Source organism: Actinotignum timonense (assembly GCF_002860685.3).
GTDB lineage: Bacteria > Actinomycetota > Actinomycetes > Actinomycetales > Actinomycetaceae > Actinotignum > Actinotignum timonense.
In genome coordinates this window covers 236737-259926 of sequence record NZ_CP136960.1, presented here as the reverse complement: position 1 = coordinate 259926, position 23190 = coordinate 236737, and the positions used below count along the sequence as shown (strand labels likewise).

The following is a 23190-nucleotide window of genomic DNA, read 5'->3' as shown; positions in this document are numbered from 1 at the left end:
CATTGAGGATTCGCCATCGCCGCCTCGCGAATTTTCTGCCGCACAGATTTCGTACCTTCTGGATTCTCCGCCGCCTGGATTATCGGGTGCCTTGAAGGTACTGCAGCGCAACCGCTGCAGCCCCCTACCGCGTACTAAATTCCATCTCCTCGAGTTCGCGGCCCTTCGTCTCCGGGATGTAGCGCACCACCAGCCAGATGAGCAGTGCGCCCACCACCGCGTAGGAGAAGTACGTACCGGCCAGCCCCAGGGATTGGGCGAATACCGGGAACAGCAGCGTCACCAGGGTGCCGCCAATCCAGTTGCCCGCCGTCGCCAAACCGAGGCCCGCGGTGCGGATGAGGTTCGGGAAAATCTCCCCGAGGAAGACCCACAGCACCACGCCCCAGGTTCCGCAGAAAATGATGTACACGAGGTGCACGCTCACCAGCGCAATCGCCGCCCACGCACCGGGAAGCTGGAGTGCGCCGTTGGCATCCACCGTGCCCTGCATGAACGCAATTCCGGACGTGATCATCGTGATGAACATGCCAATCGCGCCCCAGAGCAGCAGCGGCCGGCGCCCTACCCGGTCAATTAAGAGCATGCCCACCACGGTCATGCCGATGCCGATCATTGAGGTAACGACCGGGATAAATACTGCCAGGTTGCCGGTGTAGCCCACCGTCTCCCACAGCTGGGTGGCGTACAGCAAAATGTTATTAATGCCGGCCATCTGGATGAGGAAAGCGAAGGCGAGGGCCACCCACACCACCGGATGCAGGAAGTACTTCGGGTGGCGCAAATCGCGCAACCGCGGCTGATGCCCGCGCAGGCTTCGTTTGATTTCCTCCACGCGTTCGGCCGGATTCGCGTCCGCTCCGGTAGAAGTCAGAATCTTAACGGCTTCCGTCTCACGCCCCACAGAAACCAGGTAGCGCGGCGATTCGGGCAGCCGCAGCGCCAGCACCCCGTAAATAACCGCTGGCACGAGCTCGCTCATGAACATCCAACGCCAGGTCTCCAGCCCGAACCACAAAATATCGTCTGCCGAACCGGAAATTTTCACAAGGATGAAATTAGAAATAAAGGCACCGAAAATACCGATACCGATGGCCAGCTGTTGCAGGGTGCCCAGCCGCCCGCGTTTATCCGCGGGTGCGATCTCTGCGATATACGCGGGAGCGACGACGGCGCTCACACCCACGCCCAGCCCGCCGAGCAAACGCCAGCCCACCAGCTGCCAGGCCCCGAAAGACAGCCCGGACATCAGTGCCGAAATGGACAGCAGGATCGCGGCCGTGACCATGACTCGGATACGCCCGTATTTATTGGAGAATTGCCCGGCGAACCAGGCGCCGATGGCTGCGCCCAGATTCACCACCGATACCACCACTCCCGTCATGAGGGAGCTGAGGTCGAACCCGGTCACGTTCCCTGATACCGACCCGATAGCACCATTAATAACGGCGACGTCGAAGCCAAAGAGGAAACCTCCGAGCGCAGCGGCGATGGCTACCTGAAGGAGCCGCGAAGAAGTCGCCTTACTCATTGTTCTGCCTTTCTATTGTGGAGGTGGAAAGTTCGTGGGTGGAAAGTTGCGATGTGGGACGCGGTTTCGCGAAAGCGGCCGCGATAAATTCACTCATTCGAGTCCGGACTTGTGTCCACACGTCCGTACCCGGAGCGCTGAGCATGCCGTGGAAGGTCCCCGGATACATATGCAGCTCCACGGCCGCGCCGGCATCCATAAGGTCGCGCGCCCAGTCCAGGCCCTCGTCGCGCAGTGGATCCACCGGATTGACCACAAGAAACATGGGCAAGCCCGTATACGGCCCGCTACCGGCGCGAATCGGCTCGGCACGGTACCCCGAATCGCCGACGTACGCGCTCCACGCCGCGGCCGCCGCCTCCCGCGTCCACACCGGCCCGTCGCGATAGGTCCGGTAGGAAAGCGTATCGAGGCGCGGGCTCACGCACGGTTCTAGGGCGACGACGCCGCACAATCCCGCCAGTTCCTCTGGCGGCGCGAAGCGCAGCACCTGATCGGCCAAGCCTGCTCCGGCTGAATCGCCGAAGATCAGCACGGGCGCATCCGGGAAAACCCGCGCAATAAACTTCAGCGCCGCGCGGCAATCATCTACTGCCGCTGGGAAAGGATGCTCGGGAGCCAGTCGATAATCGGGAACTACCACGGTTGCCCCGCTCATTTGGGCGATCTCCGCATTGCGTGCATCGTCATAGCGGGCGCGGCCCGCCACGTAACCGCCGCCGTGCAAGGACAGGACCACGCGGGGCTGCGGCGTCGTCGTGCTGTCGGGATGGAAAATACGCAGCTCTAAGCCGTTTTCCACCACGATCTCACGGCGAATGCCCGCGGGAAGTTCTGGCTCCGCGCCCAGCAGCGCTTCGCCTTCCGCGCGCATCGCCGGGGTATCCCAAGTGGTTTGCTCGGGCACGCCGGCGAGCAGCGGCGTGAGCTGCGGATCCAGGTAGGGCTGCGGGCGCACCTGCGCTTTCGCGCACTCGGCGAGGAAGGGATCCGCCGCGGCGTAGAACGCGCTCTCCTGATCGCGGCGGACCGTATGGGTGGAGTGCGGGATAAGCACCCCGCGCAGTTGCGGGTTGCGGTGTTCGGCCAGGGCTTCAATGCCGGTGGTGCCGAAGAGCACGTCGTCGGCGTCGCCGGTCACGAGGAGAGTGGGCATGCGCAACTGGCTGAGCACCTCGCGCCCGGGGCGGCCCACCACGCCGGTGGCAATAAAATCGAGGTCCACTTCGGTTTTGCCCTGCGCCCAGCCGGCATATTCGGAGGGCGTCCAGGTGGTGTAGGACTCGCGCAGCGAAGCGATGGCTTCGGGGAGGTATTCGCGGACCCGCTCCTGAGTTTTACCCAGGCTTTCCGCGGCTTCACGGTAGGTCTGGACCTGCTCGGGAGTGAGGAGGGCTGGATCCTCAAGCACCAGCCCGGCGATGAGCGTGGGATGCGCGGCGGCGATATGCGCGGCAACCGCGCCGCCTAGGGAATGGCCCATGAGGAGGACCTGGCGCGAGGGCGTCCCGGCAGCCGCGCGCACCACCACATCCGCCGCGGTCGCCACGAGGGCGGCGAAAGGATCGGCCAGATCATCCTTGGCGAAACGCGCCGAGAGTCCGTGACCGAGCAGGTCGCACAGGACCACCCGGTAATCGCGCCCGTAATGCGCGGCGAGGCTGTGCAGCGAGGCCGCGCAGTCGGTCACCCCGTGAAATGCCACGATGGTGCCCTCGATGGGAGCCCCGGAAACTGAATACGATAACGCGGAATGCCTCATTGCGCTCCTTTGCTAGAAGATGTCCGCACGGCGGGGCGGAAGCGCCCCGGTCGGCTAGGCGAGTTGCCCGACCGAATAACCCTAGGGTAATAAACATCACCCTAGGCCGTCTAGGGTGCGGGCGCCTTTCGTGGTGAGATCTAGGTAATAATAATGGTCATGAAGCCGAAATATGCAGCCGTGTACGAAAGTCTCCTCGCGACCATTGCAACGCTGCAGCCCGGTGCAAAACTCGATAGCGAACTGGAGCTTTCGCGCAAAATGGACGTGGCCCCCATGACGGTGCGCCGCGCCCTCACCCTGCTTGCTCAAGAAGGGCGGACCGTCGGCATTCCGGGGAAGGGCACTTTTGTGGCGGCCCCGCCCCCGGAAAAAACGCGCGAACCGCTACCTAGCCTCGAGGATCATCTGCGCACTCGACTCGATACCGAGCTCATCGGCTGCGCTTTGCAGCGGGCTAGCTCTGCCCAACGCGAAGCTTTCGGCTTGGATGCCGGTGAATTTGTGTACCTTATCCGCCAGCTGCGCACCGGGCCCGGCGTGCGCGGCGTCGAAGAAACCCACATCGATGCCAAACATTTCCCCGACCTGCTCTCCGAGGATCTCAGCCGCCCGGTCCGAGATTGCCTCGAAAATGCCTACGGTTACCATTTAACGACGACGCAGCTCACGCTCGCGCACGGCACCGCCAGCGCGGATGATGCCGAAGTGCTTGAAGTGGAGCCGGGGAGTGGGGTGCTCTGCCTATCCTGGGTGAGCGGCGACGATAATGGGAAAACCCTGCTGCGCACCCGCGGGGTTTTCGCCGGCGAACTGCGGCTGGAGGCGTATTAGGTTTCGCGGGTTCGCTAGGGAAAGTTTCCGCGCTGTGATGTCCCCCCGCTATGGCTTGAGGTTGGCTACGAATCTTTGTGGGGGCTGCGCGGAATAATGGCCTGCAGGGTGACGAAAGGCGTGGCGTCATCTGTGGCATCTTTCGTATCGTCACCCGTGCTGGCGCCTTCTTGACCGTTCGCCGCGGCGGCCTCATTATCCACCCGGTATTCCTCCACGAGCTCGTACATTTTCTTGGAAAGGTCGGCAGCTTGCTCGCGGGTGAGCAGAACTTCCGCCGGGTGCAAGCTGGTGAACAGTGGCCGTTCCTCCGGGTGATCGGTGCGGGCGGTCATCGCGGCCAGCCACAATGAGGTGGCCCACTCTAGAATCGCGGTGCCGGCCGCGGTCACGCTTTTGGAATACTCCGGATTGGGCAGGCTGGAATCAGTGGCCATGCGCGGGGACGTGAGCGTCCACACCCGATCCCGCTTATCGCGCGCCTGGGTGGGATCCTCGCGAATCAAGCCGCCGCGAGCCAGAATCCGCAGGTGGTAACTCATGGAATTGGCGGGTAGGTCCAGTTCTTCGGCCAGGTCGGCGGCGCGCGCGTGGCCTAGGCGGCTCAGCGTGTGAAGTAAACTTAAACGAACCGGGTGAGAAAGCGCCCGCAGCTGTTCGCGGTTGAGGCGAGTCGCCGTTTCTGTTGTGGTGGTCCCCGGTGCGGTGCTACTCGATTCGGGGGTGCCGTCAGATGAAGCCATGGGTTCATTGTAGCTGGAGTGCCCGGTTCTCCCATATTCGCAACAACTATTGCGCAATATATGTTGCGCAATTATAGTGGGAGGTAGAAGCCAGGGAAATGGCCAAGAATAGGCAAGGAGAAAGCATGTCAAGCACGGCAGATGCGCCAGTCACAGTAACGGATCAGGTGACCGCCGAAAATCAGGTGGCCGGTTCGGAGCGTGAGCCGGCCACCATCTGGGCTTCGCGTGAATACCGCGCCTGGTTTGCCGGCGATCTCCTCCAAGACCTGGGCGCCGGCATCGCTATGTTCGCCTTCCCGCTGGTCTGCCTGGCCGTCACCGGCTCCCCGGTCCACGCCGGAACCGTAGGCTTTTTCCAAGGGGCGGGCACCCTGCTGGGCATCCTTCCCGGGGGAGTCCTGGCCGACCGCCACAACCGGCGCGCTCTGCGCCTGGTTTCCTCCGGCCTGGGTGTGCTCGCGCAGGTGGCGCTGGTGGTGCTGCTCCTCACCGGCACGGCGAACGTGGCGAACCTCGCCGCACTCGCCTTCCTGGACCGCTTGCGCAATTCGCTGCTTTCCCCGGCCTCTAATTCCATGCTCAAACAGGTGGTACCCGGGCGCTTGCTGCCCAACGCCGTGGCTGCAAATCAGGGGCGCGACGCCGCTATTACCCTGGCCACCGGCCCGGCAGGCGGGGCACTGCTCGCTATCCACCTCTACGTTCCTGCCCTCGCGCAAATCATTGGGCAGTTGGCGAGTATGGTGGCCACGCTGCGCATGCGTGGGGATTACCGGCCCGGGCGCCGCGAGGGCTCAGAAAGCGCCACTCAATCCGGCGGTGCCGAGCGCTCTTGCGATTCCAAGCGTGCTAAAAGCGCCGCCCGCTCCGGGGATTCGCCAAAGTCGAAGCGTTCCGGCCGCCTCTCCCCGGCGCTCGCGGAATTCAACGAATCACTGCGCTGGATGTGGAATCGCACCGTGGTGCGCGTGCTCCTTATCTGCGCCTGCCTGCTCAACTTGGGGTGGGCCGGCATGATGATGAGCGTCACCCTCGGCCTTGCCAGCCGCGGAGTCGCGCCCGCACTCATCGGCCTGCTCGCCACCGCGCTCGGTTGCGGAGCGCTTGCAGGGGCAGTGGTCGCCGCCAAAGTGGTTGCCCGCGTGCCTTCCGGAGTGCTGATCGTGGCGGGATTCCTCCTGTGCGCCGGCGTCGTCGCCCTTGTGCCTTTCCTGCCCGGCCTGGGGTGGATCGGCGCGATGTACGCCCTGATGGGTCTCATCATTCCCGCCGTCAACGCCGCGGTCCTGGGCCTCGTCACTCTCATGACGCCCAACGAGCTCATGGGGCGCGTGGGTTCGGTCAGCCAGTTCTTCTCCTCCGGCGCGGCCGCTTTCGCGCCCGCGCTCGCGGGCTGGGGCATCGGCACTCTGGGCTGGGAACTCACCCAGAGTGCCTTCGCCCTTCCCACCGCGCTCGCGGCCTTTGCTATGTTGGCGTCTGCGCAGGTCAGGCGCATTCCGGCCTCGCCGCAGTGGGAGACTTACCTGGAAGAAACCGGTGCTTTGAGTGCGCGGGATTAAGGGCGACGCCGCACCTCACGCACCGGGAGCTCAGGCGAAATTACCGACCTTGTGGTGAACTCAGCGGAGCCGGCGCCCCGTTCACCGCGCGCTCCCACAGCTCACGCTCCACGGCGTGGAGTAAACGCCTGCCCACGGGCTCAAGGTAACCGGTCGCTTCCAGCGCGTCATCGACCTCATCGCAGGCGGCCTGGTAGTCCTCAAAAGAAGCGAAACGCCCCAGAATCGACTCGCGCGAGTGCAGCGCCATGAGGCCGTAGACGGGATTCTCCGGCGCTCCCGGAAGGAAGTCCGCAATAGGATGCGCCAGGAGCCCTAATTCAATCCCGCCCGAAAGTAGGCCGGAACTATCCTTCACCCACCGGTCGCCCTCAGCATCAAACCAGGTAGAAGGCGCCGCCGGCACGCCTTCCGCTGCCCACTTCTCCACCGCGGCCATGGCCCCGGTAATAATGGGCTCAATGGGGAGCACACTCAGCGCCTCCAAGAATGCGGTATCCATCTGGCGCGGGCGCCGCTTCGCCTTGACCACTTCCGAATTTTGCGGAATCACCCGTGAACGAGCATCGGAATGCTGGGAGCGCCGCACGTGCCAATGCCGGCGCAGCGGTCCGTCCCCCAAGCGCAGGCACTCGGGGCTCGCTCCAAAGAGGCTCACATCGGCCTCCGAAGAAGTGCTGACCACCGGCATATCAAGCTGGGCCGGCTCCACCAGGTGGAATACAAAAGCCCCGTGGCGCTTCGCGCCGGTTCCGGTCCCGCCCAAGGCCAAGGTGCGCAGAATCCGGGGCGGAACCCCGGTCCCGTGCTGGTTAATCGCCTTGACGTACACCGATCCAACCCCGGGAGCGTAACCATTGAAGGGATGCGCCCCGCTTGCCAGCCGCAGCACATCGTGGAAATACGTGAGGTACGTATTGGCGTACACCGAGGATTGTGACTGCCCCATGAGGAAAACGTGCCCCGCCCTCGCAGGACTGCTCGGCGAGTGCAACCACGCGGACACCTGCGCAATCACATCCCAGGCCAAGCCTTCTTCACATTCGTCAAGCTGCATAAACGGATTCCAGCCCGGCTCCGTCGCATCAATCTGACGCGGCTTTCCGCCCCAGCTCAGCTTCCCGTAACGCTCCGGATCAAAGGTCTGCAAGGCGGAAATCTGGATGGGCTTGGCCGTCACGGATACGTAGGTATGCCGCCTGCTCATCACATAATCCCAGGCCCGCCGCCAATCATCTTCAATGTCATACCCTTGCGAGGCATTCGAAATAGAAACCCACGCCGTGCCTGAACCTCCCTCTGCCGGGCGCCGCACCAGCACACGCGTGCAATACGGGATTCCTTCTTTTTCTACGACGACGCAGGCCGCCGGCTGGGCGCCGTCGGCCTTTTCCCCGCGGCCACCACGGTCCGCACCGTTTACATCCGGCTCTGACGCAAAAGCGTAAACATTCACGCTACCGGAAAGGAAATACTCCTCCTCCACGTAACCGTAAGCGGCTAAATCTAGCGGTTCGCGCGCGAAACGCATACTCGAAAATGGGTGGCTGGTATCGGTTACGGGGATCGGGCCCGCGGCATCGGGAACCGGTACGGTCAGTGCTAGTGCGTTCATCATTTCTCCCTCGAAATTCTCTCCGACTGCGGTCAATCGTCAGCCTAAGTGCCCGGCTTGTGCGCGGCTTGGCATAGTGGGGGTGAAAAGAGGTTCCGCACCCGGCCCCGGGGACTAGTCCCTCAACATTTTCGGTCCGAACCCGTACTGAGCGGCCGCATCCAGGAGCTCCACCGCGTTGTGCACCCCGAATTTACGCATGAGGCTGCGGCGATGGCTGCGCACTGTATTGATCGAAATATGTAAGGCGGCAGCCGCCTCGGAATTGGTGAGCCCCTGGGCAATTTGCGTGAGTACGTCCTTCTCTCGGAGTGTAAGCGCAGGGGCATGCCTCGATTCGGTTCGCGGTGGGGTATGTTCAGAGGCGGAATTCTCCGGTGTTTCCGCGGTGATCTGAGTGGGGGTGCTTGGAAGCACGTCCCATACCTCCGCTAAACCATCGGAGTTGAGAATGGTTGCCTGGGGCGCGGCGCGTAGAAGCAAGGCGACCAGCGTGGAGAGCTGGGAAATCCGCGTGCGATCCGTCGCGGAGAAAGCCCCCGCGCGCGAATGGGATTCCAACCATAGGGTGCCCTGCAATTCCTGCCCGATGATGCAGGGTTGGATAACCGCGGAGGCGTGCGTAGCCGCGGAAGCAAAGCGGAATAACGGGCTCATCCGCTCGTAAGCCAGGGAAGAATCCGCGGGGAAAGAATAGAGTTCGGCTACCTCGGCCGGGGTGCGAGCCCAGTACTGTTCGCGCCGCCCGAGGGTCCTCCCGAAAGGCGAATTCTCCTCCACCACGAGGGTGGAATTGTAGTGGGGGAAGCCGTAAACCCCCAGAACCGCAAAAGCGTTCTGGCGCGGCAAAAAGGCGTAAAAATAAATGTAATCCGCATTCGGCGCCACGTCCGCTAGTAGGGCAACCACGTAACGTGCAATGGTGCGCCGATCCGTAGCCGCGTGGAGCGCCTGGATAGCATCCGTCAAACGCTGTGAGAATTGTAGATTCGTTCGCATTCCACATCACCATCCGCCAGGCGAATATTGGGTATTCGCCCCGTGAGCAGGGACTAGTCTACTCGTCTGAAAGTAGGGCAGGAGGGACCTTGATTCACCCCGATGACAGCGCCGCGCCGCGCGAGCAGCTCATTACGCTATCGCATGGGCGTAAAGGAACGCTCAGGAATAACCGCATATAACGGATGCGAAGCAGCTCCGTTGCGTGAAAGGATAACCAATGACGGACCCACACACGGTAACGGGTACCAGACCGATACCGCCGTCGGATAACAATGTCGTATCAACAGCAGCCAGCGGGGCGACGGGTGGGGAAGTGAGCCTGGAGAAATCCGCCAAGAAAGCCGCAAAATCTGGTTTTTGGGGCGCGGTTGCCGAATACTACGACTTCGGGCTGTACGGAACCGCATCCGCAGTCATCTTCCCCTCGGTCTTCTTCGGAGGCGGCGAAGATCCAACCCTGGCCAATATTGCTTCGCTCGCCTCATTCGGTGTTGCGTATTTGGCGCGGCCTCTCGGCGCTATCGTGCTCGGCCACCTCGGCGACGCGTGGGGGAGGAAGAAGACGCTTCTCCTCACTCTCGGGTTCATGGGCTTCGCAACCCTGGTTATCGGCTTCTTGCCTTCCTATGATTCGGTTGGTCCCGCCGCGGGTGTTATTTTGATTGTGATGCGGTTGATCCAGGGCTTCTCCGCGGGCGGTGAGCAAGCCGGATCCACGGCGATGACTTCTGAACTTGCCCCGCCGGAGAAACGCGGACGCCTCGTTGCTTTCACCATGCACGGGCTCCTTATCGGTATGTTGCTCGGCATCGCCGCTTTTATCCCGGTATCCAAGGATGAGGAATTCCTCCTCGGTGGGGGCTGGCGTATTCCTTACTTCGTTGCTATCCCGCTGGTGCTCTACGCCCTGTGGGTACGCATCAAGGCGGATGAACCGCGCGACGTATACGAAGCGCTCGCCCGCAACGAGGGCGCAGCGGCGCAGCACCCGGTCCAGAAAACTGCTGAAGCTACTACTAATAAGGGGAGCCTCGGCGACCTCTTCAAGAACCACTGGCGCCAAGTCATTCGCGTCATGGCGATGGGCCAGTACGCGATTACCGGTGCGCTACTCACGAACTACATGCTCAACTACGGAACCACCTACTGGGGGTGGGAGCGTTCCACTTTGCTGGCGCTCGCGACCCTAGCTATGGGAATCGGTGTTCCTATCCAACCGGTGTGGGCCGCGCTTTCGGATAAGATCGGGCGCCGGCCGGTGTACCTCATGTCAATGTTCAGCCTCGTGGTGCTGTTCCCGGCGATCTTCTGGGCAATTCAGCTCAAGAACGTGCCGCTGCTCGTTGTGCTGCTCTTCATTATCGGCTTGACCTTGGCCGGTGGAAATGTGGTGCAAGCGCCGATGTACAGCGAGATGTTCCCGACCCGCCTGCGCATGACGGGCTACGCGGTATCCACCCAGCTCGGCAATATTATCGTGGGCTTCACCCCGATGATCGCCGCCATAATCGTACGGCCCGGCGCTTTCGGCTGGCTGCCGGTGCTGACCTTCACCACCATCATGATGGGGCTTGGGATTCTCTCGTGCCTGTCCACGCCGGAAACCATGGGCAAGGTTATTACCGCTGATCTGGAGCAGGAAGTAAGAGCGGAAGCCTAAACGCGTTCGTAACGCACGTGATGGCGAAAGGCTTTTGAGTAAAAACAGACACCGCCGTCCGGTCCGAAGACCGGGCAGCGGTGCCTGCTTTTGGGCTAATAGACAAATGGTGGGTCTTATACCCGGACTTTCCCTTGCTATACCAACGAAAAGTCAGCCTTATTGAGGTCGAGCACCTCAATAAGCTGGCTTCCTTGACATGCGCTGCGTGACATGCCTCGACGGAAAACTCGTTCTGTCCGGGCTGCCACGCGCCACAGTCCCGGGGTAGGCAGAGGTGTCAGAATGCGCTTTCTGGGCCGTGTAGGCGCCATAGTGACGCTTCTATATGTTGTCAAGAGGCAAGTACGGTTTCCTCGGCACGCATATGCCTGGTCAAGAGGCGATACACCCGCCGGGCCAGGTAGCGTTTAAGCACACGTATAACCTCGCGTTTCGTTTTCCCCTCACCAAGGCGCTTTTCCACATACGCCCGGGTTTCCTCATCCGACCTCATACGCACTAACACCGCCATATGTAAAGCATAATTCAACGCCCGATCCCCACCCCGACTAAGCCGATAACGTACCGTGTTACCCGAACACGCCGGAATCGGACACACACCCGCTAGGGAAGCGAAAGCCGCCTCACTACGAACACGCCCAGCATGGGAAAACGAGACAATGATCTGCCCGGCAGCAAAAGGCGGGGGTGCGGACGGTTTCCTAGAGATTTTTAAGGAGAACGTTCAATGAGTAAGCGTACGTACACGAGAGAGCAGATCCGTAAAGCCCTCACCACCTACCAACGCACGCAATCGGTAACCGCCACAGTCCGTAAACTGGGCTACCCAGGCCGAGACACGCTCTACAAATGGATCCGGAATAGCAACGAGAAACCAGAGCAGAGAAAACCGAAGAAACACGCCCCTAACCAGAAAATATCAACGGACGTGAAAGTAACTGCCTGCAAGCGATTCCGCAGCGGGGAAAACGCCTACACTATCGCCCAGGATCTAGGAATCGTGAACTGCACAAACATCTATGCTTGGGTTAAAAAGTGGGATGCGGAAGGCAGTCTAGGACTCATGAACGAGAAAGAATGCGACCAGATCAAAGCGAAAACCCGCCACCAACTGGAAGCCCAGCTACCCCAAGACCCGGAAGAATTACGTGCTCTTGTAGCCGATTTAATCGTGCAGAAACGCGTCTTGAAAGCCCAGCTCGAGCTAGCAAAAAAAGGAAAAGCCCGCACAGGCGGGCGCAGTGAAGCGGTAGAGAAAACACGGGTAGCTAACCAGCTACGCTCTACCACGCCGCTAGCCATGGTCTTAGATACCTTGGATTTGCCGGCAAGCTCGTACTATTACACCGCTAAACAGCTAGAGCGGCCTGACAAGCATGCTCGCTTGCGTGAGTTGATCGCTCAGATCGCGCGCGAGGGCTTGTATACGTATGGGTATCGGCGTATCCGTTTAGCGCTTAGAAAGCTTGGGTATGTGGTCTCGGAGAAAGTCATCCAGCGCTTGATGCGGGAAGAGGAAATCCCGGTCAGGTATGCCAAAGCACGCCGGAAGTACTCTAGTTACGGCGGGGAGATCAGCCCGGCACCGGAAAACCTAGTCGAGCGTGACTTCCACGCTGATGAGCCCGGACGGCTTTGGCTCACGGATATCAGCGAGTTCCACGCAGCTAACGGGAAGGTTTATCTCTCCCCGATTATTGACTGTTATGACGGGAAAGTCGTGGCGTATACGAGGGGATTACACCCAACCTCAGTGTTGGCTGATTCCTCCCTTGAAAACGCCCTGGCAACCCTCCCGCACCAGCGTCTAAACGAGCTACAAGCCGGCCAGAGTGAGCATCCACTCGTGATCCATTCGGATCGGGGAGTCCACTACCGGTCTGTGTCCTGGATTGAGCTTACGCGGCGTTACGGGTTGACGCGGTCGATGTCGAAGAAGGGGTGTAGTCCGGATAATTCTGCTTGTGAGGGGTTTTTCGGGCGGATGAAAACCGAGATTTATCACGGGAAGAAGTGGGCTACAACCGATGAGTTATGCGAGGCGATAGACGAGTATATGTTCTTCTATAACCAGAAGCGTATTACCTTGAAGTTCGATGGTTTAACGATTGTGGAGCATCGTCAAGCGGTTTTAAGCGATAATGTCCAATAAACAGTCCGCAGCCCCTTTTGTCTATTAACCCCTGCTTTATGGTTGGTCCGCGCAGTGGCCGCATGCGGTTTCCGTGCCGTCCTTTATTTTGAACGACGCCGCCGCGCCTGCCGCCCCGCGCGCACCTTAGCGATTCTTGGCATATTCCACAGACGCCTCATTCGCGGCCCACAGGCGTTCCGTAGTGACCATGAGCATGACCGGTTCCATGAGCGCAGTTGCTTCCACATCACTGCTTTTCCCGGAGCCGGCGGGCGGTAGATCCCAGATGGTGGTCGCTCCTCTCGGCAGAGTTTCGACTTCTTTTGTCATCGCAGCCTGCACGCACATTTCCTTCCGCAGCTGCGGATCAACCGGGAAAGATTCTCGATAAACCTCTTTTAGGCCCGCACCGACATCGGGAACGTTATAGCTCAAGGTGGCGGTGTCGCCTTCCGCAAACTCAACCGTCCAGGAAACCCCGTAGGGGTCGGGCAGATTGAGGTGGGAAAGTGTCACCGTTCCTGTGCAAGCTACCAGTTCATCGAAGCCGGGACGCGGTTCCCGGGAACATGCCGCGAGGGTTCCGAGGGTGCCGAGCGTTCCGATAAGCGCAGCGACGGCTCCCGTGGTTCTACTATGCATCAGCCCATGTGCGGATGTCTTCTTCGGTCAGGCCATCGTGGAAACGCAATCCTTTCGCCCACGCAATATCCGGGAAAGTGGAACGTAAGTATTCTTCCGCTTCGTCCATCGGTGAGCTTCCGGAGGTGCAGAAGGGGTGAACCCGCGCGTTCCCCAAATCATGCGAGCCTAAGAAGCTATCCACCACTTTTGGCGGGATACCCCACCAGATCGGGAAACCAAGGAACACCTCTGTTGCGCCGCCCAAATCTACCGGTGCTGCGAGTTTCGGGGCCGGGAGCTTACCGTGCTGTTCTAGATTCGCCCGGCTATCCTCGACCTGCCAATCTAAATCCGCATCCGTATACGGCTGAGCTGCCGTTATCCGTTCTACATCGCCGCCAATAATGCCCTGCAAGTGCTGTGCTGCTTTCTCGGTAATGCCAGTTTCAGAAAAATAAATAATCATTGTTCCTCCCGTCTCTCGCCACTGTGACATGAGCCATTTAAAATCTACACCTGGGTGAGAGCTCAAAATAGGGCCGCGCCCGAGAATCCCAGGCGCGGCCCTTATTCACGATTGTGGAGGTGCGCTCCTTACTCCACTTCTCTACTACCTCTACTTATCCCCAACCACCACACGCTGGCGGATATGCGCGGTCAGCGGCCCGCGTTCGATTTCCTCAATCACGGCCACCGCCAACTCCGCGGAGGTCACCTCCGGGGAAACGTATGTCCATTTAGCAATGCGGGCGCTTTCCACCGCCGCCGGGACCTTCCCGTCCCCGCTATCGAGCACGATGAGCCGAGTCGGCAGCCCGGAAACCAGGTCAATAAGATGGCTCGCGGCGCGTTCGGGGAAGTCCGCCCCGGCATCCGCGCTGGGCGTGAGCGCGTCCACCATGGCGTCAAAACCGGCAATATCCCCGCGTTCAATTTCGAAAACGTCGCGGCGCAGCGAAACCGGCGCCTCCGTTTCATTTTCCGAGCGCGTCACGGCAATAACTTCGTGCCGGCGCGAAACTGCTTCCTGGGTAATGAGCTTCCCGGCCGCACCGTTCGCTCCAATAATTGCAATGCGCATCATTCATCCTTTCTGATGTGGGCCGTTGCTGCGGCCCGCTGCTGGTGAGGTCTTATCAAGGCGATTGCGGTGGCGGGTGCCCGGCCGCGTAGTTGGGAGCCCGCCGAGGGGCGAAGCGGCAGCATGCCAGCTGGGCCACGATGTCCAGCCGGCCACCGCCGGGGTTGAAAACCTGGGAAACGCACCACCGCATCCCTTCCGAGGGTGAACAAGAGTTCACCATAGATGGTAGCTCAGATATGCCAGAATGAACCCATGACCGAATCGAATCAGCCCGCGCCGGAATCCGCTCCTAAGGCCGCCGCGCAGCCCGCGCCGAATCCCGTGCCCGATGCGCCGCAACCCTCTCCCACCTGGGAACGCATGGTCGCCGGAAAAATGTACATCGCGGACGACCCCTACCTCGCCAAAGTCCGCCGCGAGGGCCTCACCGTCCAGCACGAGCTCAACGCCACCAACCCCTCCGATAACGAAACGATCCGCACCATCGCCGCCCGCTTCTTCGGTTCCTTCGACCCGAGCGCCACCGTGGTCCCGCCCGTCCATTGCGATTACGGCGCGAATGTCCATATCGGCCCGGAAGTTTTCATCAACTCCGGCGCGATTCTGCTCGACGTCGCCCCCATCACCCTGGGTCGCCGCGTCCTCATCGGCCCGCGAGTCACCATCACCACCGCCGGCCACCCGGTTCCCCCGCGCCTGCGCGCCGAAACCGACCTCGAATTCGGCACCGCGATCACCATCGGCGATAACGTGTGGATCGGCGCCTCCGCCACCATCGGCCCGGGCGTCACCATCGGCGAAAATTCCATCGTGGGCGCCGGCGCCGTCGTTATGCGCGACGTCCCCGCGAACTGCATTGTGGTCGGGGTCCCGGCCCGCGTGCTCCGGTATTTTAATAACGACGACGACGCCCGCGGCCAAGCGCTCCTCGACGCCTACGTTGCTGACATGGGCCCGCTTAGCTAAGGGACCTGAGCCGGCGGTATAAAATACAGCGTATGTCTATTGATCTTCCCCTCATTGATGCCGCCCTCGCGGCGGGTGTGCCGGCCGATGCGGTTATCCCCTTCGGTCGGGATCGGGCGAAGATCGATTACCGCTGGGTAGAAAGCCTCGCTGCGCAACCGGGTACGCCCGGCCGGCAGGGTGCCGAGCTCGCACAGCCCGAAACCGGCTCCGCACAACCCGAAACCAACCCCGCCCGCCCCGGCCGCCTCGTGCTGGTGACCGCTATGTCGCCCACCCCGGCCGGGGAAGGAAAAACCACCACTTCCATCGGCCTGGCCGACGGCCTGCGTTACCTCGGCCAGCGTGCGGTGCTGGCCCTGCGCGAACCTTCGCTCGGGCCAGTCTTTGGGCTCAAGGGCGGGGCCATTGGCGGGGGCCGTGCCACCCTCACCCCGGCGGACTCCATTAACCTGCACTTCAACGGGGATTTTGCCGCTATCGCCGCCGCCCACAACCTGCTGGCCGCCATGACGGATAACGCGGTGTATTTCGATACCCACGATATTGACCCGGCCACGGTGAGCGTGCGCCGCGTGATCGACATGAACGACCGGGCCCTGCGCGCCATCCTCCTCAGCCCCAGCGGGCGCTTGGATAGCGCCGGCCCGGGCGCGGGCACCCACTCCAATCCCGGCGCGCACGCCACCCGCGCCACCGGCTTCGATATTGTTCCCGCCAGCGAAGTCATGGCAGCCTTCTGCCTGGCCTCCTCCTTCGCGGACCTGCGCGAGCGCCTCGATTCCATGGAAGTGGCCCGCACCCGCGCCGGCAAGCCGGTCACCGCCAAAGACCTGGGAGCTACCGGCGCTATGCTCGCCCTGCTCGCCGAAGCTTTTTCTCCGAACCTGGTCGCCACCCGGGAAGGAACCCTCGCCCTGGTGCACGGCGGGCCTTTCGCCAATATCGCCCACGGCTGCAATTCCGTGATGGCCACCCGCGCCGCGCTCGCGATGGGGGAGATCGCGGTCACCGAAGCGGGCTTCGGGGCCGACCTGGGCGCCGAAAAGTTCATTGACATTATGTGCCGGACCTCCGGGCTGCGCCCCGACGCCGTCGTTTTCGTGATCACCTTGCGCGCGCTGCGCTATCACGGGGGTATCGCGAACGCCGCCCGGCATATCGATAATTTGCGGGCGGTGTGGGGGCAGTCCGTCGTCGTCGCCCTTAATCGTTTTGATACGGATACCGCAGCCGATATCGCAAACGTGCGCACGCAATTCGCGGAGTTGGGCGTGCCCGTGGCTGTTTCCGAGCATTTCGCGCGCGGTGGGGAAGGTGCGGCGCCACTGGCCGAAGCCGTCCTGCGCGCCCTCGAAACGCCCTCCCGCACCACGTTCACGTACCCGGATAGCGCGAGCCTTGCCGAGAAAATCACCGCGGTGGTGCGGCGCGTCTACGGGGGCGCGAGCGTGACCTTCGCGCAAGAAGCGCGCGAGCAACTGCGTGACCTGGAAGAACGCGGCTACGGCCGCTATCCCGTGTGCATCGCGAAAACCCCGGCCTCCTTCACCACCGATCCGAAACGCCTGGGCGCCCCCAGCGATTTCGACGTGCCGGTACGCGAGGTGCATCTCTCCGCGGGGGGCCGGTTCGTCGTGGTGATGGCCGGGAGCGTCATGCTGATGCCGGGCCTGCCCGAAGAACCATCCGCGCTGGCCATTGACGTGGACGGCGCCGGAAATGTGCGCGGTATTCACTAAAAATCCCTCTCGATCACGCCGCCCCAAAGTGTTACCCTGGACACGTGAGCGGCGAAGGGGCCGCTCCGCGCACTTATGCGCGTGTGAATCCCCACGGAGGACGATATGACAAAGTTCGTATACGCATTTACCGAGGGCAACAAGGACATGAAGGACCTGCTCGGCGGCAAGGGAGCTAACCTGGCTGAGATGGTCCACATGGATTTGCCTGTCCCACCCGGTTTCACCATCACCACCGAAGCCTGCCGCTACTACCTGAGTAACGGGCAGGAACCCGAAGAACTCGAAGCGGAGGTGACGCGCCACCTAGAAGCCGTGGAAGAGCAGATGGGCAAGAAACTTGGCGATCCGGAGGATCCGCTGCTGCTCTCGGTGCGTTCGGGCGCGAAGTTCTCCATGCCCGGCATGATGGAAACCGTGCTCAATATTGGCCTCAATGATGAATCGGTCAAGGGCCTGGCGGCGCAATCCGGCAACGAACGTTTCGCCTGGGATTCCTACCGGCGCCTCATCCAAATGTTCGCCCGGACCGTGCTCGATATCGACGGAGATTTCTTCTCAGATGCCCTGCACGCCCTCCAAAAGGCAAAAGGTTACAGCGGCGATCTTGATATGACGACGGCGGACCTGCAAGAGCTGGTCGAACAATTCAAGGGAATCGTGCGGCGCGCCACCGGGTATCCCTTCCCGCAGAACCCGCGCCGGCAAATGAACCTCGCGATCACTGCGGTGTTCCGCTCCTGGAACACCGAACGTGCCCGCATCTACCGCCGGCGCGAACACATCCCGGATGACCTGGGTACCGCCGTCAATATTTGCACGATGGTCTTCGGCAATATGGGGGAGAAGTCCGGCACCGGGGTGGCCTTCACCCGCGATCCTTCCACCGGGCATTCCGGGGTGTACGGCGACTACCTGGTCAATGCCCAGGGTGAAGACGTAGTGGCCGGTATCCGCAATACCCTCTCCCTCAAGGATCTTGAGCAGCTGGATCCGGTTTCCTACAACGAGCTCATGGACATCATGAAGCGCCTGGAAAACCACTACCGGGACCTGTGCGATATTGAGTTCACCATCCAGGAAGGCAAGCTGTGGATGCTGCAAACCCGCGTGGGGAAGCGCACCGCCGCCGCGGCCTTCCGGGTGGCCACCCAGCTGGTAGACGAAGGGCTCATCAGCGCGGAAGAAGCGATCACCCGCACCACCGGCGAACAGCTCACCTCGCTGCTCTTTCCGCAGTTCCAGCGCGATGCGCAGCGCACCCTCATCACCAAGGCCATGGCGGCCTCCCCGGGTGCGGCCGTGGGCGAAGTGGTGTTCAGTAACGAGCAGGCGGAGGCACGCGCCGCGGAAGGCGCCAAGGTGATTCTGGTGCGCCGCGAAACCAACCCGGATGACCTGCCCGGCATGGTGGTGGCCGCCGGCGTGCTCACCGCGCGCGGCGGGAAAACTTCGCACGCCGCGGTGGTGGCCCGCGGGATGGGCCGCACCTGCGTGGTGGGCGCGGAGGATCTGCTTGTGGAAGAAAAGGCCGGCACGGTCTTCATCAAGTCCACCGGGCAGACGCTGCGCGCCGGGGATGTGATCTCCATTGACGGCACCACCGGGGAAGTGTTCTTCGGGGCGGTGCCGGTGGAAGATTCCCCGGTCATGATCTATGTTTCCCAGGGCCTGGAAGCCGCGCTGGAAGCCGCCGGCGATGATGTGGACACCTGCGAACTGGTGCGTTCCGTGGATCGCATCCTCACCCAGGCGGATAAGTCGGCGCGCATGCACGTGCGAGCCAACGCCGATAATCCGGAAGATGCCGCGCGCGCTCGCGAATTCGGGGCGCAGGGGATCGGCCTGTGCCGCACCGAGCATATGTTCTTGGGCGAGCGGCGCGAACTCATCGAGCACGTGATCCTCGCGGCCACCCCGGAGTTGCAGGAGGCCGCCCTGGGTGCGCTCATGCCGCTCCAGCGCGGTGACTTCGAAGGTATTTTCGAGGCGATGGACGGGCTGCCGGTAGTGGTGCGCCTCATCGACCCGCCGCTGCACGAATTCCTCCCGGATATGACGAAGCTGGCGGTTGAGGTAGCCACCATGGAAGCCCGCGGCCAGCAGGTGCCCGAACACACCCGCACCCTGCTGCGGGCGGCAACCGAACGCCACGAAGATAACCCGATGCTGGGCCTGCGCGGGGTGCGCCTGTCCATCCAGATCCCCGGTTTCGTGGATCTCCAGGTGCGGGCGGTGGCCGAAGCCGCGGTGGCCTGCCGCAAGCGTGGCCTGGATCCGCATCCGGAAATCATGATCCCGCTCATCGGTTCGGATAAGGAATTCCGCCTGGTTGCGGACCGCGCCCGCAAGATCATCGCCGATGTGGAACGCGAATCCGGCTACGACCTGGACATCGCGATCGGCAATATGATCGAGCTGCCACGCGCGGCGATTATCGCGGAGAAGATCGCCGAAGATTCCGAATTCTTCTCCTTCGGCACCAATGACCTGACTCAGACCACGTGGGGCTTCTCGCGGGACGACGTCGAACACGAATTCATTCCGACCTATATGGCGGAAGGGATCTTTGACACCTCGCCCTTCGAGACCATCGACCGCGAAGGCGTGGGCGAGCTGGTGCGCATGGGTACCGAACGCGGCCGGAAGGGCAACCCGAACCTCACCGTGGGCATCTGCGGCGAGCACGGCGGTGATCCCGCCTCGGTGCACTTCTTCGACTCCGTCGGTTTGGATTACGTGTCCTGCTCCCCGTTCCGGGTGCCGGTGGCACGCCTGGAGGCCGGGCGCGCGGCCGTTATGGCCAAGGGGCAGGAGTCCGGAGCCGGCGCGACGGCGTAGCGCTTGCGTATTGCGCGTAGCCGCGTAATCGCTAGCTAGGCACGCAAATGCTGGCTAAACACGGCTAGCACTGCACAGCGGCCGGGCGGGAACCGAGCTCTTCACGGAGCTGGTTTCCACCCGGCCGCTCGGCATCTGGTGGCGTAGCCGCACCGGGCCACCGGGGCCGTTCGGGCACGGTGGCGCAAGCACCCGGAGACGCGGGCGCCGTCGTACAAGAAAGCGCGGTGCAGTCAATTCTCAGGTACCTCGCCTAGGATAGGCTTGGGTAGGCAGGTTGGTGCGGTAAGCAGTATCGGAGATGGTATCTCGTGGGCGTTTTCTCATTACGTGGCGGGCAATTTCATCGCGCGGCGCCTCCCGCGGATCTTCCGGAAGAAACCCGCGCCTCCGTTGCCGAAGCGCTGCGTGCCCAGATTGCGGAGTTCCTCGATTTCCCGGCCTTCCAGGTAGCGTGGACGCGCCCGGAAGGGGAGCGCGGCACCGCTTCTCTGGTTGCTTTGGATGCCACCGGGAACATTATTAGCGTCGATATTATTGATATTCTCGACGGCGCAGCGCTCCTCGCGGCCCTCGCTCGTTCCGCTCAGCACGCCACTTTAGACCGGCGCGAAATTACCCGGCTTTTCCCGGGCGGGCCTCACGATTTTTCCTCCGCCTGGCAGGAGTTTACCGCCGTCAATCCGCCCATTCCGGAACCGGCCCCGCGCCTGAGCATCTTTGCTTTTGCTATCGATCCGGATATTACCGATGCCGTGCGGGCCCTGGCCGGAGCCGGGGTGCAGGTCTGGCAGGTGACCATCCTGGAGCGGGCGGCTGGGATTTTGCTTTCTGTGGACGAAGTCCGCCTCCAGCGCGCCACCGCACTCGGGCCGGCAGCCGGGGTGCCGGTGCTGGATGTGGCGGCGGAAGCGGGCGAAGCTGCTGAAGCGGAGGCAACCGAAAAGGCTGAAGCGGTTGAAGTAACCGAGGTGGTTGAGGCGGCGCCCGCAGCGGCAGCGGAAGCAAGCGAGGCAGCCGAAGCGGCTGAAGCTGTCGAGACGGACTCTGCCGCCGAAGCTGAGCCCCTAGCCGAAACACCCGAAGCGCCGGAAGCTGTTGCGGAGCGGCCGCGGCGGCGCGGAAGCCGGGCCGCCCAGCCGGGTACCGAGAGCGCTGCACGCAGCCGCAATATTTGGCAGGAAATTCGCGGCCGCCGCGCCGCGCATACCTCCGCTGCGGCCACTACATCCGTGCACAGCTCGGCGCACCGCGCCGCTAATCCTGCACAGCTTGAGGGCGTTCATCGGAGCGATCATCAGGCTGATCATCAGGCTGCCCCGCGGCGTCGGGCTCGGCGCGCGGCGGAATAAAGTTCACGCGGTGCGGCCGGAATTCGAAGCCGCCCGGCTTGACCGTAATAATCGGACTGGTGTCCTCCGGTAAACCAAGCCGCTTGCGGCGCTCCTCCGCTCTGCGCCGAGCTTTCTCCCGCCGCTCGATACGCGCCTCGATGGCTATTTCCTCAAGCGCTTTCTTTGCCTTCAGGGTGGCTTCTCTCTCCTCCGCTGTGGTCAAGCCGGATTGCCATTCCCGTAATCCGAACACCTCGATAAGTACGACCGCGGTAGCCACACCGCCACAGATGAGTGCCTGCCGGGAGTCCCACGTCAGTGCCAGCGTGACAAGAAAATAGACCCCTGCGAAGAATACAATCCGGCACAGCGGAGGAAGCCATCCTCCCGGGTGGGGGTGATGGAACCTTTGCTGTTGCCACAGGTGAGGGATAGTCGAAAGGAATTCAACAGCCACGGTGCTGAGCACAACAATGAGCAGCAGAGCGAAAAAATTCACCTGATGAGGGAGGAACAACCGGCTCAACGCCAGAGCAATCACAATACCTATCGCGGTCAGCGTGCCGGCAATGAGGTGCCCGCTCCACGACTGGCGGAAAGGCACCGGCGTCCAATCCGGATCCGGAGAAACACGAACCATGGCTATCCCTTCACTCGACGCATGTGCAAAGTGTACGTGGCTGACAGTTTTTCGCGCCTTTAATGTTCCTGACGCACACTTTGCGGCCCGAACGGCTCGAACGGCTCGGGTGGCTCGGGTGGCTCGAACGGCTCGGGTGGCTCGAACGGCTCGGGTGGCTCAGATCCGCGGTTGCTTTGCGGCTCGGGCCGCCTCGTGGCACGCTGGAGCGTAGAACAACCACGAGAGGAACGATATCCATGCACAACATCACCTTGGCGAACGGCGATACCGTGCCGGCCCTCGGGCTGGGCACCTGGTTCCTCGGCGATAACCCGGCGAGCCGGCAGGAAGAAATCGCGGCGCTGCGCTGCGGAATCGAAGGCGGGGCGCACCTCATCGACACCGCGGAAATGTACGGCAGCGGGCGCTCGGAAGAACTCGTGGGCGAAGCAATCACGCCCTTCCCGCGCGAATCGCTCTACCTCATCACCAAAGTGCTGCCCTCCAACGCCTCGCGCCACCGCATGGAGGCCGCGCTCGACGCCAGCCTCGAGCGCCTCGGCACCGACTACGTTGATATGTACCTCTACCACTGGCGCGGCGGCACCCCGCTGGCCGAAACCGTGGCGGAGCTCGAGCGCCTGCGCGGCAGCGGGAAAATCCGCAGCTGGGGCGTCTCTAATTTCGACGTGGAAGATATGCAGGAGCTGGCCGCGGTGCCCGGCGGCGCCAACTGCCAGGCCAACGAGGTGCTCTACCACCTCGGCTCGCGCGGAATCGAAGTGGAGCTGCGCGGCCTCATGGAGCGCCGCGGCGTGGCCCTCATCGCCTACTGCCCGCTCGTCCAAGCCGGGACCCTCCGCAACGGCCTGGTCACCAACCCGGCCCTCACCGAGGTCGCCCGCGAACTGGGCATCAGCCCTTTCCAGGTGCTGCTCGCCTGGGTACTGGCGCAGGGCAACGCCATCGCGATTCCGCGCACCGGCAAACTCACACATATGCGGGAAAACTTGGAGGCCGCGCGCCTCGAGCTGAGCGCCGACCAGCTCGCGCGCCTGGACGCCGCCTTCCCGGCCCCGCGCTTCCGAGTCCCCCTCGATGTGGAATAGCCTCGCTCCAGGTGGTACG

At 62.3% G+C, this 23190-nt stretch carries 18 protein-coding genes and 1 pseudogene; 9 read left to right on the top strand and 10 right to left on the bottom strand.

The features are described 5' to 3' along the window. Window positions 1–124: 124 nt before the first annotated feature. Together CYJ17_RS01060 and CYJ17_RS01055 are read right to left on the bottom strand one after the other, a co-directional pair. Complete coding sequence (locus CYJ17_RS01060) at window positions 125–1531, bottom strand: sugar porter family MFS transporter (protein ID WP_087069711.1); 1407 nt, start codon at window positions 1529–1531, stop codon at window positions 125–127. Continuing rightward, window positions 1524–3293: an alpha/beta fold hydrolase gene (locus CYJ17_RS01055; protein ID WP_087069710.1), complete on the bottom strand. Its 1770-nt coding sequence runs from the start codon at window positions 3291–3293 to the stop codon at window positions 1524–1526. The genes CYJ17_RS01060 and CYJ17_RS01055 overlap by 8 nt, the downstream gene beginning before the upstream one ends. Before the next feature lie 159 nt (window positions 3294–3452). Here CYJ17_RS01055 and CYJ17_RS01050 point away from each other — a divergent pair, with 159 nt between their 5' ends. Further along, window positions 3453–4127 (top strand): GntR family transcriptional regulator, encoded by a 675-nt coding sequence (locus CYJ17_RS01050; RefSeq protein WP_159454956.1) that lies wholly within the window; start codon window positions 3453–3455, stop codon window positions 4125–4127. A gap of 65 nt (window positions 4128–4192) precedes the next feature. Here CYJ17_RS01050 and CYJ17_RS01045 read toward each other — a convergent pair whose 3' ends face one another. Next, window positions 4193–4870, bottom strand: coding sequence for an ArsR/SmtB family transcription factor (locus tag CYJ17_RS01045; protein WP_087069708.1), 678 nt, complete (start codon window positions 4868–4870; stop codon window positions 4193–4195). Window positions 4871–4995: 125 nt separating this feature from the next. Here CYJ17_RS01045 and CYJ17_RS01040 point away from each other — a divergent pair, with 125 nt between their 5' ends. Next, entirely contained in the window at window positions 4996–6435 is a 1440-nt protein-coding gene (locus CYJ17_RS01040; RefSeq protein WP_159454955.1) for an MFS transporter, read from the top strand. 40 nt (window positions 6436–6475) lie between these two features. On the opposite strand, the gene CYJ17_RS01035 is transcribed toward CYJ17_RS01040, so the two are convergent. Next, window positions 6476–8053: an alpha/beta hydrolase domain-containing protein gene (locus CYJ17_RS01035; protein WP_101657645.1), complete on the bottom strand. Its 1578-nt coding sequence runs from the start codon at window positions 8051–8053 to the stop codon at window positions 6476–6478. Window positions 8054–8164: 111 nt separating this feature from the next. Further along, window positions 8165–9049 (bottom strand): helix-turn-helix transcriptional regulator, encoded by an 885-nt coding sequence (locus CYJ17_RS01030; protein WP_087069705.1) that lies wholly within the window; start codon window positions 9047–9049, stop codon window positions 8165–8167. 220 nt (window positions 9050–9269) lie between these two features. Here CYJ17_RS01030 and CYJ17_RS01025 point away from each other — a divergent pair, with 220 nt between their 5' ends. After that, the gene (locus CYJ17_RS01025; protein WP_101657644.1) at window positions 9270–10712 is read left to right on the top strand and encodes an MFS transporter; all 1443 of its coding nucleotides are present in this window, start codon (window positions 9270–9272) and stop codon (window positions 10710–10712) included. Window positions 10713–11046: 334 nt separating this feature from the next. Here CYJ17_RS01025 and CYJ17_RS01020 read toward each other — a convergent pair. Continuing rightward, window positions 11047–11388: pseudogene (locus tag CYJ17_RS01020) on the bottom strand (transposase); the annotation flags it as partial. A 54-nt stretch (window positions 11389–11442) separates the two neighbouring features. Between CYJ17_RS01020 and CYJ17_RS01015 the strand changes: the two are divergent. Next, window positions 11443–12867, top strand: a complete 1425-nt coding sequence (locus CYJ17_RS01015; RefSeq protein ID WP_087069845.1) for an IS3 family transposase — start codon at window positions 11443–11445, stop codon at window positions 12865–12867. A 126-nt stretch (window positions 12868–12993) separates the two neighbouring features. On the opposite strand, the gene CYJ17_RS01010 is transcribed toward CYJ17_RS01015, so the two are convergent. The 3 genes from CYJ17_RS01010 to CYJ17_RS01000 all read right to left on the bottom strand — a co-directional run bounded on the left by CYJ17_RS01010 (window position 12994) and on the right by CYJ17_RS01000 (window position 14557). After that, window positions 12994–13365: a hypothetical protein gene (locus tag CYJ17_RS01010; RefSeq protein WP_143231790.1), complete on the bottom strand. Its 372-nt coding sequence runs from the start codon at window positions 13363–13365 to the stop codon at window positions 12994–12996. Window positions 13366–13483: 118 nt separating this feature from the next. Continuing rightward, window positions 13484–13969: a flavodoxin gene (locus CYJ17_RS01005; RefSeq protein ID WP_087069702.1), complete on the bottom strand. Its 486-nt coding sequence runs from the start codon at window positions 13967–13969 to the stop codon at window positions 13484–13486. A 120-nt stretch (window positions 13970–14089) separates the two neighbouring features. After that, entirely contained in the window at window positions 14090–14557 is a 468-nt protein-coding gene (locus tag CYJ17_RS01000; protein ID WP_087069701.1) for an NAD(P)-dependent oxidoreductase, read from the bottom strand. Between the two features lie 252 nt (window positions 14558–14809). On the opposite strand from CYJ17_RS01000, the gene CYJ17_RS00995 reads away from it, so the two are divergent. The 4 genes from CYJ17_RS00995 (at window position 14810) to CYJ17_RS00980 (ending at window position 21458) form a co-directional block, all read left to right on the top strand. After that, complete coding sequence (locus tag CYJ17_RS00995) at window positions 14810–15523, top strand: sugar O-acetyltransferase (RefSeq protein ID WP_101595776.1); 714 nt, start codon at window positions 14810–14812, stop codon at window positions 15521–15523. A gap of 32 nt (window positions 15524–15555) precedes the next feature. Continuing rightward, window positions 15556–17265, top strand: a complete 1710-nt coding sequence (locus CYJ17_RS00990) for a formate--tetrahydrofolate ligase (RefSeq protein ID WP_087069699.1) — start codon at window positions 15556–15558, stop codon at window positions 17263–17265. Between the two features lie 105 nt (window positions 17266–17370). Next, window positions 17371–20106, top strand: coding sequence for a pyruvate, phosphate dikinase (ppdK, locus tag CYJ17_RS00985; RefSeq protein WP_101595777.1), 2736 nt, complete (start codon window positions 17371–17373; stop codon window positions 20104–20106). A gap of 311 nt (window positions 20107–20417) precedes the next feature. Next, on the top strand, window positions 20418–21458 hold the full coding sequence (locus CYJ17_RS00980) for a hypothetical protein (protein ID WP_087069697.1): 1041 nt from the start codon (window positions 20418–20420) through the stop codon (window positions 21456–21458). On the opposite strand, the gene CYJ17_RS00975 is transcribed toward CYJ17_RS00980, so the two are convergent. Then, window positions 21364–22080 (bottom strand): hypothetical protein, encoded by a 717-nt coding sequence (locus tag CYJ17_RS00975; protein WP_143231789.1) that lies wholly within the window; start codon window positions 22078–22080, stop codon window positions 21364–21366. The two genes, CYJ17_RS00980 and CYJ17_RS00975, sit on opposite strands and share 95 nt — an antisense overlap. 239 nt (window positions 22081–22319) lie before the next feature. On the opposite strand from CYJ17_RS00975, the gene CYJ17_RS00970 reads away from it, so the two are divergent. After that, the gene (locus tag CYJ17_RS00970) at window positions 22320–23171 is read left to right on the top strand and encodes an aldo/keto reductase (RefSeq protein WP_087069696.1); all 852 of its coding nucleotides are present in this window, start codon (window positions 22320–22322) and stop codon (window positions 23169–23171) included. Window positions 23172–23190: the final 19 nt, after the last annotated feature.

Bases quoted from the DNA above. Each gene is read 5' to 3' on its own strand.
- CYJ17_RS01015 (WP_087069845.1), top strand. From the start codon at position 11,443: ATGAGTAAGCGTACGTACACGAGAGAGCAGATCCGTAAAGCCCTCACC.
- CYJ17_RS00975 (WP_143231789.1), bottom strand. From the start codon at position 22,080: ATGGTTCGTGTTTCTCCGGATCCGGATTGGACGCCGGTGCCTTTCCGC.
- CYJ17_RS01055 (WP_087069710.1), bottom strand. From the start codon at position 3,293: ATGAGGCATTCCGCGTTATCGTATTCAGTTTCCGGGGCTCCCATCGAG.
- CYJ17_RS01040 (WP_159454955.1), top strand. From the start codon at position 4,996: ATGTCAAGCACGGCAGATGCGCCAGTCACAGTAACGGATCAGGTGACC.
- CYJ17_RS01050 (WP_159454956.1), top strand. From the start codon at position 3,453: ATGAAGCCGAAATATGCAGCCGTGTACGAAAGTCTCCTCGCGACCATT.
- CYJ17_RS00970 (WP_087069696.1), top strand. From the start codon at position 22,320: ATGCACAACATCACCTTGGCGAACGGCGATACCGTGCCGGCCCTCGGG.
- CYJ17_RS01060 (WP_087069711.1), bottom strand. From the start codon at position 1,531: ATGAGTAAGGCGACTTCTTCGCGGCTCCTTCAGGTAGCCATCGCCGCT.
- CYJ17_RS00995 (WP_101595776.1), top strand. From the start codon at position 14,810: ATGACCGAATCGAATCAGCCCGCGCCGGAATCCGCTCCTAAGGCCGCC.
- CYJ17_RS01045 (WP_087069708.1), bottom strand. From the start codon at position 4,870: ATGGCTTCATCTGACGGCACCCCCGAATCGAGTAGCACCGCACCGGGG.
- ppdK (WP_101595777.1), top strand. From the start codon at position 17,371: ATGACAAAGTTCGTATACGCATTTACCGAGGGCAACAAGGACATGAAG.
- CYJ17_RS01035 (WP_101657645.1), bottom strand. From the start codon at position 8,053: ATGATGAACGCACTAGCACTGACCGTACCGGTTCCCGATGCCGCGGGC.
- CYJ17_RS00990 (WP_087069699.1), top strand. From the start codon at position 15,556: ATGTCTATTGATCTTCCCCTCATTGATGCCGCCCTCGCGGCGGGTGTG.
- CYJ17_RS01000 (WP_087069701.1), bottom strand. From the start codon at position 14,557: ATGATGCGCATTGCAATTATTGGAGCGAACGGTGCGGCCGGGAAGCTC.
- CYJ17_RS01030 (WP_087069705.1), bottom strand. From the start codon at position 9,049: ATGCGAACGAATCTACAATTCTCACAGCGTTTGACGGATGCTATCCAG.
- CYJ17_RS01025 (WP_101657644.1), top strand. From the start codon at position 9,270: ATGACGGACCCACACACGGTAACGGGTACCAGACCGATACCGCCGTCG.
- CYJ17_RS01005 (WP_087069702.1), bottom strand. From the start codon at position 13,969: ATGTCACAGTGGCGAGAGACGGGAGGAACAATGATTATTTATTTTTCT.